This is a genomic window from Corynebacterium sp. HMSC068G04 (assembly GCF_001814885.1).
In the GTDB taxonomy this organism is placed as follows: Bacteria; Actinomycetota; Actinomycetes; order Mycobacteriales; family Mycobacteriaceae; genus Corynebacterium; species Corynebacterium hiratae.
In genome coordinates this window covers 156,559-171,298 of record NZ_KV818291.1, presented here as the reverse complement: position 1 = coordinate 171,298, position 14,740 = coordinate 156,559, and the positions used below count along the sequence as shown (strand labels likewise).

General features: G+C 62.2%; 14 protein-coding genes. 7 read left to right on the top strand and 7 right to left on the bottom strand.

Annotation, left to right across the window (positions count from 1 at the left end):
• Nucleotides 1–5: 5 nt before the first annotated feature.
• Both HMPREF2993_RS01010 and HMPREF2993_RS01005 read left to right on the top strand, forming a co-directional pair.
• Nucleotides 6–638, top strand: coding sequence for an Rv2732c family membrane protein (locus HMPREF2993_RS01010; RefSeq protein WP_046649363.1), 633 nt, complete (start codon nt 6–8; stop codon nt 636–638).
• Nucleotides 639–666: 28 nt separating this feature from the next.
• Nucleotides 667–1,755, top strand: a complete 1,089-nt coding sequence (locus HMPREF2993_RS01005) for an alkene reductase (RefSeq protein WP_070700494.1) — start codon at nt 667–669, stop codon at nt 1,753–1,755.
• On the opposite strand, the gene HMPREF2993_RS01000 is transcribed toward HMPREF2993_RS01005, so the two are convergent.
• Both HMPREF2993_RS01000 and HMPREF2993_RS00995 read right to left on the bottom strand, forming a co-directional pair.
• The gene (locus HMPREF2993_RS01000; RefSeq protein ID WP_070700491.1) at nt 1,728–2,813 is read right to left on the bottom strand and encodes a GNAT family N-acetyltransferase; all 1,086 of its coding nucleotides are present in this window, start codon (nt 2,811–2,813) and stop codon (nt 1,728–1,730) included. The genes HMPREF2993_RS01005 and HMPREF2993_RS01000 overlap by 28 nt on opposite strands.
• 13 nt (nt 2,814–2,826) lie before the next feature.
• Entirely contained in the window at nt 2,827–4,143 is a 1,317-nt protein-coding gene (locus tag HMPREF2993_RS00995) for a DUF349 domain-containing protein (protein WP_070513083.1), read from the bottom strand.
• A 131-nt stretch (nt 4,144–4,274) separates the two neighbouring features.
• On the opposite strand from HMPREF2993_RS00995, the gene HMPREF2993_RS00990 reads away from it, so the two are divergent.
• The 3 genes from HMPREF2993_RS00990 to dapF are packed head-to-tail and all read left to right on the top strand — an operon-like array spanning nt 4,275 to nt 6,681.
• A complete protein-coding gene (locus tag HMPREF2993_RS00990) occupies nt 4,275–4,907 on the top strand; it encodes a hypothetical protein (RefSeq protein WP_046648247.1) in 633 nt (210 codons plus the stop codon).
• The gene (gene miaA, locus HMPREF2993_RS00985) at nt 4,907–5,833 is read left to right on the top strand and encodes a tRNA (adenosine(37)-N6)-dimethylallyltransferase MiaA (protein WP_070700488.1); all 927 of its coding nucleotides are present in this window, start codon (nt 4,907–4,909) and stop codon (nt 5,831–5,833) included. The genes HMPREF2993_RS00990 and miaA overlap by 1 nt, the downstream gene beginning before the upstream one ends.
• 11 nt (nt 5,834–5,844) lie before the next feature.
• On the top strand, nt 5,845–6,681 hold the full coding sequence (gene dapF / locus HMPREF2993_RS00980) for a diaminopimelate epimerase (protein ID WP_046648245.1): 837 nt from the start codon (nt 5,845–5,847) through the stop codon (nt 6,679–6,681).
• Between the two features lie 17 nt (nt 6,682–6,698).
• Here dapF and HMPREF2993_RS00975 read toward each other — a convergent pair whose 3' ends face one another.
• Both HMPREF2993_RS00975 and HMPREF2993_RS00970 read right to left on the bottom strand, forming a co-directional pair.
• Nucleotides 6,699–7,232: a hypothetical protein gene (locus tag HMPREF2993_RS00975; RefSeq protein ID WP_070700485.1), complete on the bottom strand. Its 534-nt coding sequence runs from the start codon at nt 7,230–7,232 to the stop codon at nt 6,699–6,701.
• A gap of 21 nt (nt 7,233–7,253) precedes the next feature.
• The gene (locus HMPREF2993_RS00970; protein ID WP_070700482.1) at nt 7,254–8,036 is read right to left on the bottom strand and encodes a hypothetical protein; all 783 of its coding nucleotides are present in this window, start codon (nt 8,034–8,036) and stop codon (nt 7,254–7,256) included.
• 122 nt (nt 8,037–8,158) lie between these two features.
• On the opposite strand from HMPREF2993_RS00970, the gene hflX reads away from it, so the two are divergent.
• Both hflX and HMPREF2993_RS00960 read left to right on the top strand, forming a co-directional pair.
• Nucleotides 8,159–9,637 (top strand): GTPase HflX, encoded by a 1,479-nt coding sequence (hflX, locus tag HMPREF2993_RS00965; RefSeq protein ID WP_070513095.1) that lies wholly within the window; start codon nt 8,159–8,161, stop codon nt 9,635–9,637.
• A 34-nt stretch (nt 9,638–9,671) separates the two neighbouring features.
• Nucleotides 9,672–10,952: a uracil-xanthine permease family protein gene (locus tag HMPREF2993_RS00960; RefSeq protein ID WP_070700479.1), complete on the top strand. Its 1,281-nt coding sequence runs from the start codon at nt 9,672–9,674 to the stop codon at nt 10,950–10,952.
• Nucleotides 10,953–11,316: 364 nt separating this feature from the next.
• Here the strand turns inward: HMPREF2993_RS00960 and HMPREF2993_RS00955 are convergent, their stop codons facing one another.
• The 3 genes from HMPREF2993_RS00955 to pfkB are packed head-to-tail and all read right to left on the bottom strand — an operon-like array spanning nt 11,317 to nt 14,724.
• Nucleotides 11,317–11,586 carry an HPr family phosphocarrier protein gene (locus HMPREF2993_RS00955; protein WP_010190265.1) on the bottom strand — a complete coding sequence of 90 codons (270 nt, stop codon included), beginning with the start codon at nt 11,584–11,586 and terminating at the stop codon, nt 11,317–11,319.
• A gap of 58 nt (nt 11,587–11,644) precedes the next feature.
• Nucleotides 11,645–13,729, bottom strand: coding sequence for a PTS fructose transporter subunit IIABC (locus HMPREF2993_RS00950; RefSeq protein WP_070516879.1), 2,085 nt, complete (start codon nt 13,727–13,729; stop codon nt 11,645–11,647).
• Between the two features lie 23 nt (nt 13,730–13,752).
• Entirely contained in the window at nt 13,753–14,724 is a 972-nt protein-coding gene (gene pfkB / locus HMPREF2993_RS00945) for a 1-phosphofructokinase (RefSeq protein ID WP_070513101.1), read from the bottom strand.
• Nucleotides 14,725–14,740: the final 16 nt, after the last annotated feature.

Below are 14,740 nucleotides of genomic sequence, written 5' to 3'. Positions count from 1 at the left end.
GTTTTATGAGTGATGACTTAAAGTCCGTTCACGATGCCGTTGCTGCTGAGAAGCGCGCAGCGCAGACCCTCGAGTTGGGAAAGCACAAATATGCGCTCATCGTGTCCGTCGTGGCGTGGGTTGCTTACTTGGTTTTGCCCTATGCCGGTGATGCCCGCGGCTGGGAAGCTCTCTTCGTCGGTGGAACGGCCGAGGGCGTGCGTATCTCCCTCATGGAAACCGTCAGCGCATGGCTAGCGCTGGGTGGGGTGGGGATCTTAACCACCGCCACGATCATCACTCGCCGGACCAAGCTGGCTCTCGTAGCGTGGATGATGACGACGATCTCTTTCTTCGCTAACCTGTGGGGATTTTGGTACAGGGACAGCGCCTCGGATGGCGCTGCCATAGGTATGTACGTGGGCGTCTTCTCAACGTTGGTCGCCTTTCTTGTGTACTGCCAGGTAGCACTGCGCCGCAGTCCCGAGCAGTTGGCCGCCGCAGAACGCGTGCGGGAAGTCGCCGGCCAGCTCGATCACGTGGGAGTCCTGCAGACCGAAGCCGCTACCGAGCTGCCGGCAGAACAGAATCCGCTGCTTATCGACGACCGCCGCTCCCGCGCGGCCTCCCGCCACCGGCGCCAGCAGGACGAGGAATAAGCGCTACGAGATTCGTGTTGTGGAGTGCATGACTACACTCTTCGACTCACTTGAATTGGGACGACTGACCCTGCCAAACCGCGTGACCATGGCAGCGTTGACCCGCTCACGGGCAGGCCGTGACGGTGTCCCCACGCATTTGCACGAGACGTACTACACGCAGCGCGCTTCCCTGGGTCTTATCGTGACGGAGGGCGTTTTCCCCGCAGTGACCAGCCGCGCTTTCCCTGGCCAGCCCGGTATCGAAACTCCAGAACAGATTTCCGGCTGGCGGCGAGTGGCCGATTCCGTCCACGAAGCTGGCGGACGCATTTTCATGCAGGTGATGAACGGCGGGCGCCTTTCTCATGCCAGCCTCCTCGAGGGTGCAGAACCGGTGGCACCCTCTGCGCTGGCATCGGGCACTGCGGTCCGAGATTTCGAATCCCGCAAGGAGTGCCCGGTGCCCCGCGCCCTCGACATCGAGGAGCTACCGCGCATTGTCGATGAGTTCCGCCAAGCTGCCCGCAATGCCATCGATGCTGGGATGGATGGCGTGGAGCTTCATGGTGCGAACGGTTATCTGCTGCACCAGTTCCTTTCTCCGAGCTCGAATCACCGAGAGGATGCCTACGGCGGAACCCCGGAGAAGCGCTACCGCCTAGTAGTGGAGATCCTGCGTGCCGTGGCCAAGGAGATCGGAGCCGACCGCGTAGCGCTGCGCCTGTCCCCGCAGCACAATATTCAGGGCATTGAGGAAACCGACGCTGCGGATGTGCGTGCCACCTATGGTGGGTTGCTGCGCGCTGTCGCAGACCTTGGTTTGGCCTACGTCTCCTTCCTGCATGCAGCGCCTACGGGTGAGCTCATTACTGAGCTGAGCGCCGAAGCGCGTGCTAACGGGCGTACCCGTGTCATCCTGAACTCGGGGTTTGGACAGGTGACCCAGCGCGCGGAAGCCGAGGATCTAGTACACCACGGTGATGCCGTGGCCGTGGGCCGGTTGGCCATCTCTAACCCGGATCTCGTTCGCCGCTGGCAGGAGGAGCTTCCTGTTACTGCGCCGGATGAGACCACATTCTATACGGGTGGAGCGCACGGCTACACCGACTATCCGTTCTCCACGGTCAACTCGTAGGCGCTGCTCGCCGAGATGACGTGCGCGCCGAGGCGCTTGTAGAGCGCATTCATCGCCGGATCCGCCTGGGCGACTGAGCAGTAAGCCCGGCGGACGTCGGGCCAGTGGTGCGCCACCGCATACTGGGCATGCTGCTTGGCACGTGTAGCCAGGCCACGACGGCGCTGTTCGCGGTCTGTCACGGTAAGAGTCCACTCGCATACCTCAGGGTCCGCATCGCCGTGGCGGGAGAGCTCGGTGAGTGCGACGACGCGTCCCTGTTCAACAATGCCGACGAGGAGCGTATGCGCTTTGCGCGAGCGCAGCCGTGCGTGCGCTTCATTCAGGCGCTGTCGTGTCCACACGATGGGCTCGACGCTTAAGTCACCGTAGACCGCGTCGGTGGAGGCTAGGGTGAGCAGGCGCAGGACATCATCAAGCAGCTCTTCCGGGATGTCGTAGTCGGGCCACACCTGCGCTCCAACCACCGGAGGAGTGGGGGCTATTTCGACGAACATTTGGCGCTCGGCATGTTTGCGACGAAAACCGAGCTCAAGGTAGGCTTGCGACATTGGGTCATAGGTATGGTCCGCGTCTGGCGGGTACAGCATGCCAACCTGGGCAGTCGTGCGACCCAGCTGGCGGGTAAGCCGGAGTGCCTCGCGGGCGAGGGATCGGGTAACGTCGAGAGCCTCTGGCTCTAGTTCCTCCCCAGGCAGGGGCAGGAGATCCGCGGCGAGGACGCATTCGATATCGGCGTTCTCCGTTTCTTCCAAGAGCGGAAGGGAGATGTGGATGAAGCCATCGAAATCGATTTCGGGGCTGGGCTCTGCCGCTGAGATAACGGGTAGACCCAGCTCACCAGCCCGCCCCAAGGCGGAGTCAGTCAGCCCAAAGAGATAGGTGCGAGACTCTGTGGAGCCTTGCAGGCGCTGAAGCACACGGCGCGGGGAACCGCTGGCAGCGGGATCGCCACTGGCCTCTTGGGCGGCGAGGTTGGCGTCGAAAACGAAGCTGCGCAGGCAATCCGCCGGCTCAGCTGAGGCCGAACCCGGTGGCGCGACAATCTGAACGAACACTCAGACTAGGGTGCTACTTGTCGTTGACAGCAGCCGCTGCGGCATCGGCGAATTCCTGCCACTGTTTGGCCTGGGCACGCAGTTCTTCCGCCTTCTTGGTGTTGCCCTTGGCCTCGGCAGCTTCTGCCTGCGCGGTGAAATCATCGACCTTGGACTGGAACTGGGCCACGCGGGCCTGGGCCTCTGGGTCCGTCCGGCGCCATTGTGAATCCTCGGCGTCACTCACGCGCTTTTCCAGCGCCGAGATCTTGGCCTCGTACTCGCGCACCTGGTTGCGCGGAACGAAACCGATCTCCTCCCACTTTTCCTGCAGCTCCCGCAGCTTGGCTTTCGCCGAGTCGATCGACTTGGTGGGATCAATCAGGGAGTCATATTCCGCAATGAGCGCATCCTTGGCGGCGGCGTTCTCTGCGAACTGCTTGTCCCGCTCGTCATTGACGGCGTTGCGGGCGTTGAAGAAGTGATCCTGGGCGGCGCGGAAACGGGCCCAGAGCTTGTCGTCGATCTCACGAGGGGCACGGCCCGCAGCCTTCCACTCCGTCATGAGATCACGGTACGCGCGCGCCGTTTCGCCCCAGTTGGTGGAGTCCTGAATAGCTTCTGCGCGCTCTACCAGCTCTTCCTTCTTGGCGCGGGCGGCCGCGCGGTTGCGATCCAGTTCGGCGAAGTGGGAGCCGCGGCGGCGGTTGAAGGAGTCACGGGCGCGGGAGTAGCGCTTCCACAGGGCATCATCCGTCTGGCGGTCGATGCCACGGATCTGCTTCCATTCCTCCAAGATGGCGCGGATACGGTCGCCGGCGGCCTTCCACTCCGTCGAGTTGGCGGCGATGTCCTCGGCCTCGGCAGCGAGCTTTTCCTTTTTGGCAATGGCTTCTTCGCGGCGACGAGCCTTGTCAGCCTGTGCTTGCTCACCGGCTTCCACGGAGTGTTCGATGATAGTGGCTAGGCGCTTGTCCAGTGCCGCGATATCACCAATTACTGCCTGTGTAGGTAGGGACTCTCGCAGTTCCGCAGCAGTCGCCTTGATCGACGCAGCATCGCCCGGATGGGCTGTGAGGCGGGATTCTAGCAGTTCGATCTCGGTGGACAGATCGTCATAGCGTGCACCAAAGTGCGCCAAGCCCTCTTCCGGGGTGCCGGCCTGCCACTCGCCGATTTTGCGTTCGCCTTCGGGGGCCTTGACGAATACCGATCCATCAGCATCAACGCGGCCCCACTGGGCCGGATCGTTTTTTGCGGGCTGCACGGGACGTGCTGCCGGGGCAGAGGAAGACGGGCCGGGACGAGCGCCCTTGCGAGGCATGGCTCCAGGGGAAGGAATAGCGGACATGCTAAGAAACCACCTTCGGTATTATCGCGCCGCGCGACACGGCTGCCAGAACTTATGTGACACAACACTACCGTTTCCGCCGCGCAGCCGCGTGTTAACCCCGAAAAACTAACCTTATAGGATGGGAGTTGATGCAAAATCTCATGGTTATGCCAGCCTCACCGGCCTTGGCGGAAGAATTGTCACCGAGCGATGACGCTTCGCGCGCGCTCCTTAGCGCCGCCTGCGAGCTCGCACGTGATGCCGCACGCGTCAACGGTAGGGCACCGCTTAAGGTCGACATCGTGGGATCGCGCGATGCGCGCTGGCGTACCGAGCGCACGGGAAGTTTGAGAGCGTGGGGCGCACCCCAGGTCGACGTCGGCGGCGGAAACTACCTGCCCGAAATCATGGCCCGCTACGTACTCACTAGCGCGCTCGGGGCAGAAAGCAGTCACCACGCCTTCACGGTGGAAGACTCCCGCGCCTCCCTAGGGGAAGTGCGTTCCGGACGGTTCACAATAGTGTGCGTTGATGGCTCTGCAGGCTTGACAGAGCGCGCGCCGCTCGCCCTCGTCGAGGGTGCGCGGGACACTCACCTGTGGTGCGAGAGCGTGCTGGCCGGCGCGGAGGAAGACTGTGACGAAGAGCTGCTCCATTCGACGGGAGTGCTCGAAACGGCACTGTGGGCGCAGCTAGCAGGCGTGCACCCGCATCATGCAGAACTCCGGGCTGCAGATTCGACGTTGGGCGTGGGCCGCTATGTGGCGGGGTGGCAGTGCTAATGCCAGAGACTCTCAGTAGCGGCCCAACCCCGATTGCCGTCGTAGGGCCGACGGCCTCCGGAAAATCAGCACTCGGAGTCGCCTTGGCGCACGAGCTTGACGGGGAAGTAGTCAACGTCGATTCGATGCAGCTTTACCGGGGCATGGACATCGGCACGGCCAAGCTGACGATGGAGGAGCGCGAAGGTATCCCGCACCACCAGCTCGATGTGTGGGACGTGACGGAAACGGCGTCAGTAGCCCGCTACCAGTCCTCCGCCATCGCGGATATAGACAGCATTCGTGGCCGTGGCAAAACCCCGATCCTCGTCGGTGGATCCATGCTCTACGTCCAATCGCTCGTGGACAACTGGCAATTCCCACCCACTGATGCGCAGGTGCGCGCTCGCTGGGAAGCCCGGCGTCAAGAGATCGGCACCGATGCCTTGCACGCAGAACTTGCCAGCGTGGACCCGGCAGCCGCAGCCATCATCGAAGACAAGGACCCACGCCGTACCGTGCGCGCGCTGGAGGTCATTGAGCTCACGGGCAAGCCGTTCAAGGCCAGCCAGCCGCCGAAGAACGCACCGCCCCGGTGGGGTACAAGAATCCTTGGGCTGCGCACGGACTCCAGTTGGCTGAATCCGCGAATCGAGCTGCGCAGTCGCCTCATGTTCGACAAGGGGTTGGTCGAAGAGGTCGAGAACCTTCAGGCGCACGGCCTGAAGGCTGACTCGACGGCGGGGCGGGCCATCGGTTATGCCCAAGTCCTCCAAGCCCAGTGTGGAGAGCTCACCTGGGAAGAAGCGGTGGAGCGTACCATCACTGGAACCCGTCGTTATGTGCGTCGCCAGCGTGCCTGGTTTAACCGTGATAAGCGCATCCACTGGCTGGATGCCGCGGCTGATACGACAACGCAGGCTTTGCGTGTCCTCGAAGAGAGTTAGACTCTACTCCTATGAAGTTTGCTAAAGGCCACGGAACGGAAAACGACTTCGTCATTGTGGAAGGAACCGAGTCGCTACCGCCGGAAAAGGTAGTGGCACTGTGTGATCGCCGCGCAGGGATCGGCGCCGACGGCGTCTTGCGCGTCATACGTGCAGGTGACTTGCTCGCCTCTGGAGAAATCGATGAGCTCGCGCCGGGTATTAACACCGATGACTGGTTCATGGACTACCGCAACGCGGACGGTTCGGTGGCGGAAATGTGCGGCAATGGTACCCGCGTTTTCGCGCATTGGGTGCGCTCCCGTGGGCTGGTGAACACCGATACTTTCACCGTCGGCACGCGCGCTGGGGCCAAGCAGGTCACCGTCCACTCCTTCAACGAGACTGAAGCCGAAGTCAGCGTGGAGATGGGACCTGCACAGGTGCTCGGTGTCTCCACCGCTTCGATGGCGGGGGAGAGCTTCGCCGGGCTCGGGGTAGATATGGGAAACCCTCACCTAGCGGCCGTTATCCCGGGACTGACCGCGGAGGATTTGGCGGCGAAGCGCCTTGAGCAGCCCGTCTTCGATACTGACTTCTTCCCGGCAGGCGTCAACGTGGAGCTGGTTACTCCGCTGCACGATGGCGTGATTCACATGCGCGTCTTCGAGCGCGGCTCAGGGGAGACACGTTCGTGCGGTACCGGAACGGTGGCCGCAGCGTGCGCCGCGCTTGCCGACGCCTCCCACACCACCGGCCGCGTCCGCGTCGTCGTCCCCGGCGGCGAGGTCCAGGTAGAAATCACTGAGGACGGATCTACGCTGACGGGGCCTTCGCGCATCGTAGCCACAGGCGAAACCTCACTATAGGGTTTTCGGGACGGCGTTTAGCGTCCGTCCCCCTTTTTGTAGTTGGTCCCTAGCGCCAAGGCGGCGCGGCGGGCAGCGAGCCACGACTCCTTGAGCTCGGCGGCCCGATCATCGGCCACCTTGAGCAAGGATTCGAGTTCGCTGGTGCCAGTATCTGGCGAGTTAACCCGCGCATCGAGGCGGCGCAAGAAACGCTGCGCGCCATGCATTTCATAGTGGAACGCTTCGATAGTGGGGTTCGTGCAGTCGACGTCGGCAAGCGCTGGGCGGTGGAGCGTGCGGTCCGCCAATGCTTCAGCGTCGTCGCTCGTAGCAAATGTGGCGTAGTCCTCGAGGACGCCCGTGATGTCTTCCACCGTGAGCGCAATGGAAGCCCGCAGCGCCGCATGTTCCGAGGCATCGGGGCGGGCGCCGACAAACAGCCATAGCGCCCCGCAGATAAAGATGGCGAGAATAACTCCCGGCAGCTTCAGCGTCAGAACCAGTACCGTAGCGGTAACCCCGGCAAGGAGCAGGGCAAAACCCTGACGCTGAGATGCGGAAAAACTCATGTTTACAACTCTACGGTATGCCTAGTGGCCGCCGCAGCCTCCAGAGCCGCAGGCGCAGCCGCCCTCGCCGCCACAGCCGCCGGTGGGCAGCGCGATAGAGGCGGTCAGCATCGCCGAACCTGCAAGCACGGAATCCTTCGGCGGCAGCTCGCCAAAGCTCTCCGGCAGACACAGATCGAAGGGGAAGGTGCCATCCATGACGAGGTGCATGAAGCGCTCACCGGTGAGCTGGTTGTGGCGCCACTCGGACTCCATAACCCGAGCGGAAAAAGTGCAGCCCGGGGTAGGGGATTCGGCGCCGGAACCGGCCGCAACAACTGCCGCACCGGTGGATTCAAACGTGGCTGGGTAGGTGCCCTTCTCGGCTTCGTAGGCATCTGCGTTGTCGAACGCGGTGACATCGAGACCCATCGCAGTAAGCTCTACCTGCTGCCACTGCTGGGTGTCCTCATCAGCCAAGAGCGGGCCCTGCGCCAAGTTCGCCGTCGCTTGCGCGAGAACGTTTCCGAAAGGATCGATGATGTCCAGGTAAGCCAAGACATCGTTGATCATAGAGACGTGGGCGAAGCCTTGGGTGACGCCCTCAAACCCAATGAAGGTGGCGAAAGGTTCGACGGCAAGGATATTGAGTTGCGCCCCGGAAGGATCCGAGAACTGAATGAGTTGTCCTCCGCGAACCTCCCCCGTGACTGCCAGCTGGTTGGTCGAAATGGCTGCTTCGACGGCGTCCTGCCAGCGCTCGTAGTTGAGGCCAATGGCCTGCATCTCTGGGTGAGTGGTCTCTTTGACGGTCATGCGGCCCATTGTATCTGGCGCCGCGATGACTCAAAAATGTTGTCGGTGAGCCTTGCCGCCGGGATCGGCACAAGGTCGTGTGCAACGGAGATTCCCTGTTAAGAGGCGTGACGTGCAAGAATAGAAAGCATATGACAAAAGAAACCCATGATGATCTCCTCGCGCAGGCTTTTGGTGAGCCCGCGCCCACCTCACCGGAGCCGACTACCGGTGATCTCGACCTAGCTGAGCGCAACGCCTTCCGCCGAGTAACCCGCGAGACCACCATTCGCGCAGAAGACACCACCGACGGCTACGAAGTGGAGTACCGCAAGCTGCGCCTTGAACAAGTAGTCCTCGTAGGAGTGTGGACTGAAGGCACCGTGGCCGAGGTTGAGGCCACGATGTCGGAGCTCGCGGCGCTCACGGAAACCGCGGGAGCCGAAGTAGTAGAAGCCCTGTATCAAAAGCGCGATAAGCCGGACCCGGGTACCTATATCGGCTCCGGCAAAGTGAACGAGCTCAAGGATATCGTGGCTGCCACTGGCGCGGATACCGTGGTGTGCGACGGCGAGCTAACCCCCGGCCAGCTCTCTGCCTTGGAACGCGCTCTCAACACCAAAGTTATCGACCGCACCATGCTCATCTTGGATATTTTTGCGCAGCACGCCAAGTCCAAGGAAGGCAAAGCCCAAGTCTCGCTCGCGCAGTTGGAATACCTCTATACGCATACCCGTGGTTGGGGCGGCAACCTCTCGCGCCAGGCGGGCGGCCGTGCTGGTTCCAACGGCGGCGTCGGTCTGCGCGGCCCCGGTGAAACCAAGATTGAGACGGACCGTCGGCGTATCCGCACGCAGATGGCGCTGCTGCGGAAGGAGCTTAAGGCGATGAAGACGGCGCGTGAGATTAAGCGCTCGCGCCGTGCGTCATCGACGATCCCGCAGATTGCGATCGCCGGCTACACCAACGCTGGTAAGTCTTCGCTCATCAACGCAATGACGGGCGCTGGCGTGCTGGTGGAGGATGCGCTGTTCGCTACCTTGGACCCCACCACCCGGCGCGCCGAGCTTGCTGATGGCCGCCAGGTCGTCTTCACCGATACCGTTGGTTTCGTCCGCCACCTTCCCACACAGTTGGTGGAGGCCTTCAAGTCCACCTTGGAGGAGGTCCTCGCAGCAGACTTGATGCTGCACGTCGTGGACGGCTCAGATCCCTTCCCGCTGAAGCAAATTGAGGCGGTTAATGCGGTCATCTATGACATCGTGAAGGAAACCGGCGAGGAGGCCCCGCCGGAGATCATCGTCATCAACAAGATAGACCAGGCCGATCCGCTGGTGCTGGCGGAGCTTCGCCACGCCCTTGACCGTGACAACGTGGTGTATGTCTCCGCCAAGACGGGGGAGGGCATCGATGAGCTCACCACGCGCGTGGAGCTCTTCCTCAATTCCCAGGACGAGCATGTGCAGTTGCTCATTCCTTTTACCCGCGGAGACGTGGTCGATCGCATCCATACCCAGGGCACCGTGCGTAGCGAGGAGTACACGGGGGAGGGCACGCTTGTCGACGTTCGCCTGCCCGCCTCCATTGCCGCCGAACTCAGGGAATTTCGCGTGGCCGGTGAGGACGCTTAGGTTTCGGTGCTCCCGTGAGCCATAATTATGGTTCGTGAGTAATTTTGGCTGGGCCGTCCACGGGGACGGAAAAACGATTAAGCCGGGCGCGGTCGTCGCACCCGAAGAACGATTGAGCTGGGGCCGCACCATCGGCATCGGCATGCAGCACGTCGTGGCCATGTTCGGCGCGACACTGCTGGTGCCCACCCTGACCGGATTCCCGGTCAATACGACGTTGCTGTTTTCAGGCCTGGGAACAATCCTATTCCTCCTGATTACCCGCAACCGCCTGCCTTCCTACCTGGGCTCCTCTTTCGCGTTCATTGCACCGCTGAGCGCCTCCCAGCAGTACGGCATTGGCGCACAGGCGGGCTCCGTTTTAGTGACTGGCCTGGTCCTGGTGGCGATTGGTTTCGCGGTGAAGGCAGCGGGCCGCAAGGTCCTTGACGCCGTCATGCCGCCGGCTGTGACCGGCGCCATCGTGGCACTGATCGGCCTTAACTTGGCGCCCAATGCTGCCACCAATTATTCGAGCCAGCCTCTAGTTGCCACGGTGACGCTGGCGGTCATCATCCTGGCCACCGTCGCTGGTCGCGGCATGGTGTCGCGCCTGTCGATTCTTATCGGCGTCGTCGTCGGTTGGGCTTTTGCGGCTGCCACGGGCAACCTTGGCGAAGGTGCCGTGGAGTCCATCCGCGAAGCAGCCTGGATTGGCTTCCCGCAGTTCCATGCGCCGGAGTTCCACGTCTCCGCCATCGCGGCAGCCCTGCCGGTGCTGGTTGTGCTGATTGCTGAGAACGTCGGTCACGTCAAGGCCGTCTCGGAGATGACCAAACGCGATCTCGATGATCTGGCCGGTGACGCTCTCATCGCCGATGGCCTGGCTACCTCCTTAGCCGGTGGTTTCGGCGGCTCCGGTACAACGACCTATGCGGAGAATATCGGCGTGATGGCCGCGACCCGCGTCTACTCCACGGCCGCCTACTGGGTAGCTGCTATCACAGCCATCGCTCTGGCCTTCATCCCGAAGTTTGGCGCGCTCATCTTTACCATCCCCACCGGCGTGCTGGGTGGTGCTTGCATTGTCCTCTACGGCCTCATCGGCATGCTGGGCGTGCGCATCTGGATGGACAACAAGGTCAACTTCAACAACCCGGTCAACCTCACTGCGGCGGCGGTGGCGCTCATCGCGGGCATTGGCAACCTCACCCTCGACGTCTTCGGCGTGACGCTGGAAGGTATTGCCTGGGGCTCTGTCGGCATCATCGTGCTCTACCCGGTGATGAAGAAGCTCTACGGCACCATTGGTGAGGGCCGCGGCGCGAAGTACTAGAGGCGCTTACGCCGACTAGCGAGGATAAGGGACCGGAGTAAAGGCACCATCTGGACGCGTATTTACGCAAACCCCAGGTGATTGCGTGCAGAAATCTGTATAAGGTGCGTTTGCTTCGGTCCCTCTGCGGCATGAAGACGCGCATACACATGGTTCCATTCAAACGGTTTGGGTCAGAAGGTTCTCCTGAGGTCAAATGAACCTTCTAGGCACCTCCATATGGTTTCCTTGCCCCCAACAGAACCGTTTGAGTAGAGCCTGATGACTAGAACCTTGTGCTAGACAACCAAGCAACAGAAAGCTCCCGCCACCCTCAGTACAAGAGGGAGGCGGGAGCTCTGCCGTTCTATAAACGGAAAGTGCTTTAGGAAGCGTCGAGGTCCTGCTCGATGAGACCGGCGATCTTCTCCACAGCGGCCTCGTTCTCGGAGGTCACGGTGACTTCGTCGCCCTGCTCGGCGCCGAGAGCCATGATCATGAGGGAAGAAGCGGCATCGGTCTCATCCTCGTCCTCATCGCCAACGAGGGTGAGGAAGATGTCCTCATCGAACTCAGCGGCGGCGTCAGCGATGATGGAGGCCGGACGTGCGTGCAGTCCGACGGAGGAGCCAACCTTGACGGTCTTAGAAGCCATGATGATAATCCTTTCGAATTACGGTATTTCGTGCTTACAAGTGTACGCGGGTTAGGTGCTAGGCGGCAGCCTCGGCCATGTCGGCCTTCGCAGCAGCCTCTTCAGCAGCCTTGTTGGGCCAGAATCGCTTCATCGCGATAACCGCAATGGCGGACACGATGACGCCGGCGAGAATGGCCACGAAGTAGGCCCACGCAGGTTCGATAGCAAAGATGACGAAGATTCCGCCGTGCGGGGCGCGCGACATGACGTCCAGGGACATCGATAGAGCACCAGTGACGGCGCCACCGAGCATCATCGAAGGGATAACGCGCAGCGGGTCGGCAGCGGCGAACGGGATAGCACCTTCGGAGACGAAGGACAGACCCAGCAGCCAGGCCGACTTGCCGTTCTCCTGCTCCGCGGGCGTGAACAGGTTCTTGCGTACGAAGGTAGCGATGGACAGCGCAATCGGCGGAACCATGCCGGAGGCCATAACGGCGGCCATGATCTTCATGGAAGCCTCATCACCCGTGGACAGACCAGCGGTGGCGAAGAGGTAGGCAGCCTTGTTGACCGGACCACCCAAGTCGGAGCACATCATCAGGCCGAGGATGATGCCCAGAAGGACAGCGGAGGATCCGGACATGGAGGCCAGCCAGTTCTGCAGGCCTTCCATGATGGCGGCCAGTGGGGCACCGAGAACCAGGTACATGAGCAGGCCAGTAATCATCGTGGCGAGCAGCGGGATGATAACGACAGGCATGAGGGAACCGATCCAGCGCGGGACCTTCCACTTGCCAATCCACATGGCCACGAAACCCGCGATGAGACCGGTGACCAGACCACCGATGAAGCCGGCGCCCAAGGTAACAGCAATAGCACCGCCGGCGAAGCCCGGCGCGATGCCCGGGCGGCCTGCCAGTGCGAAGGCGATGTAGCCGGAGAGCGCTGCGACGATGAATCCCATCGCCGCTTGACCGATAGCGAAAAGCACGGCGCCGATGTATAGGGCGAATCCTGCCTTCTGGAAGGTCATCATTTCGCCATCAACCATGACGTCATGGCCCGGCAGGTTGGTCAGCGAGTAATCGGTGGTGATGGCCTGCCAGCCGTTTGCCATGTCGTAGCCACCGAAGAGGAAGCCCAAGGCCAAGAGGAGGCCACCGGCGGCGACGAAGGGAACCATGTAGGACACGCCGGTCATGATGGCCTGCTGAATGCGCTTGCCCCAGCCCAGTCCTTCGCCTTCTTCCGCGGAACTAGAGGAGGCTGCGCCTGCAGTGCCCGCAACCTTGTGCGCGTTAGGGTTCTTGGACGCAGCGATAGCCTCATCGAGCATCACACCCGGCTCGTTGATGGCGCGCTTGACGCCCGATTCAATGACGGGCTTGCCGGCGAAGCGCTCCCGGTCGCGAACACCGACATCGGTGGCGAAAATGACGGCGTCGGCAGCCGCGATGGTGTCTGCAGAAACAGCGGTGTTATTGGAAGATCCCTGGGTCTCTACGGTGAGCTCGACATCGTCGCGCTCCTCGGCGGTCTGGGTGAGGGCGTCGGCCGCCATGTATGTGTGGGCAATGCCGGTCGGGCATGCGGTGACGGCCACGATGTGAGTCTTCTTTGAGTCCACAGCCTTGGTCGAGGCAGGCGCTGCAGCCGCAGCGGCAGGTGCCGATTCACTGGACGTCGCCTTCTTCTTCGGCTTTTCGGCGTTAACCACGTCGAGTACCAGGGAGACGATTTCCTCCTTGGTCTGCGCGGTGCGCAGAGCCTCCAGGAAGTCCTTCTTCACCAGCGCGCGGGCAAGCTTGGAGAGGATCTTCAGGTGTGCTTTACCGCCACCTTCCGGGGCAGCAATGAGGAATACCAGGTGGGCGTCACCATCGGGGCCGGAAAAGTCCACGCCGCGCGAGAGGCGGGCGAAGGCCAAGGTGGGTTCAGACACTGCGGCGGAGCGGCAGTGCGGGATGGCAACCCCGCCGGGAACACCGGTGCCGGCCTTGGCTTCACGCTCGATGGCGGGGCCGGCCAGCTCTTCGATGGAGGTGGCGCGGCCGGTGTCATGGACAAGCGTGGCCAGGTTGGTAATGACTGATTCGATGCTGCCACCGAAGTCGGCGTCGAGCGCCACAAGGTCGGTGGTGATGAGTTCTGATGACATCGGGTAAGTACTCCTCAGTACTGCTAAAGGTCGGTGACGGCCTGAACCGTCGTGTGTTTAATATCGAGTTCTTCAGGGGTTGGTATCTGGGTTCCTGGGAGCGCTGCGGCAGCCGATCCGTAGGCCACGGCCTGACGCAACGCTTCGGGGTAGGAGGCACCGCTGCGGCGGGCGAGGATATAGCCGGAGAGCGAAGAATCGCCGGCACCCACGGTGGAACGGAGGGTAATGGGCGGGGGAGTAGCGGCCCACGCTTCATCGGTGGTGACCAGCACTGCGCCAGCGCCACCTAGGGTGACGAGAACCTCAGGAATGCCGCGCTTGACGACGACCCTCGCGGCCTCGACCACACCGCTAAAATCACCGTTCTCGGCGGCAGCTTCGAGGGCCTGGCCATCAACGTTGGCTAGCTGTCCAAGCTCAAGGCCATTGGGCTTGATGAGATCGGGGCTGGCTACCTCGAGGTTCTCTCCGAGAGCCACCATAGGGGCATCGGAGGTGTCGACGGCTACACGGATGTTGGGGTTCGCCTCGCGAGCGACAGTGATGAGCTGCGTGTACCAGTCGGTGGGAACCCCCTTGGGCAGGGAGCCTGCCATGACGATCCACTCGGCGTTGGCGCAGTGTTCAGCAACGGCCTGTGCCACGTCTTGCTGAACTGACTCATCGAGCGTGGGGCCGGGACCGTTGAGTTTGGTCGTCCGGCCGTCTGGCTCGGTCAGAGTGGTATTGGTGCGCACCGCGCCGGCCGTGTGTACTGCATGTACGGGGATGGACGCGTCATCAGCAAGGGCCAAGAAAGGATCAGCGGGGGCGGCGGGGAGCAGCGCCAAGCTGTCGACGTTGGCGAGCGTTACGGCATGCGTAACGTTGACGCCTTTACCGCCAGCAACGCTGGAGACAGACTCGGCGCGGTGGACAGCACCGGGGTCGAGCGCCTCGTTCAGGCGCACTGTGGCGTCGATGCTCGGGTTGGGGGTCAAAGTAAGGATCATCGTGGACAATGTCCCC

What these genes read in the sequence shown, in the direction of transcription:
- miaA (WP_070700488.1), top strand. Translation starts at nt 4,907, where the DNA reads ATGCCAGAGACTCTCAGTAGCGGCCCAACCCCGATTGCCGTCGTAGGG.
- HMPREF2993_RS00950 (WP_070516879.1), bottom strand. Translation starts at nt 13,729, where the DNA reads ATGTCATCAGAACTCATCACCACCGACCTTGTGGCGCTCGACGCCGAC.
- HMPREF2993_RS00975 (WP_070700485.1), bottom strand. Translation starts at nt 7,232, where the DNA reads ATGAGTTTTTCCGCATCTCAGCGTCAGGGTTTTGCCCTGCTCCTTGCC.
- HMPREF2993_RS01005 (WP_070700494.1), top strand. Translation starts at nt 667, where the DNA reads ATGACTACACTCTTCGACTCACTTGAATTGGGACGACTGACCCTGCCA.
- HMPREF2993_RS00970 (WP_070700482.1), bottom strand. Translation starts at nt 8,036, where the DNA reads ATGGGCCGCATGACCGTCAAAGAGACCACTCACCCAGAGATGCAGGCC.
- dapF (WP_046648245.1), top strand. Translation starts at nt 5,845, where the DNA reads ATGAAGTTTGCTAAAGGCCACGGAACGGAAAACGACTTCGTCATTGTG.
- HMPREF2993_RS00990 (WP_046648247.1), top strand. Translation starts at nt 4,275, where the DNA reads ATGCAAAATCTCATGGTTATGCCAGCCTCACCGGCCTTGGCGGAAGAA.
- HMPREF2993_RS00955 (WP_010190265.1), bottom strand. Translation starts at nt 11,586, where the DNA reads ATGGCTTCTAAGACCGTCAAGGTTGGCTCCTCCGTCGGACTGCACGCA.
- pfkB (WP_070513101.1), bottom strand. Translation starts at nt 14,724, where the DNA reads ATGATCCTTACTTTGACCCCCAACCCGAGCATCGACGCCACAGTGCGC.
- HMPREF2993_RS00995 (WP_070513083.1), bottom strand. Translation starts at nt 4,143, where the DNA reads ATGTCCGCTATTCCTTCCCCTGGAGCCATGCCTCGCAAGGGCGCTCGT.
- hflX (WP_070513095.1), top strand. Translation starts at nt 8,159, where the DNA reads ATGACAAAAGAAACCCATGATGATCTCCTCGCGCAGGCTTTTGGTGAG.
- HMPREF2993_RS01010 (WP_046649363.1), top strand. Translation starts at nt 6, where the DNA reads ATGAGTGATGACTTAAAGTCCGTTCACGATGCCGTTGCTGCTGAGAAG.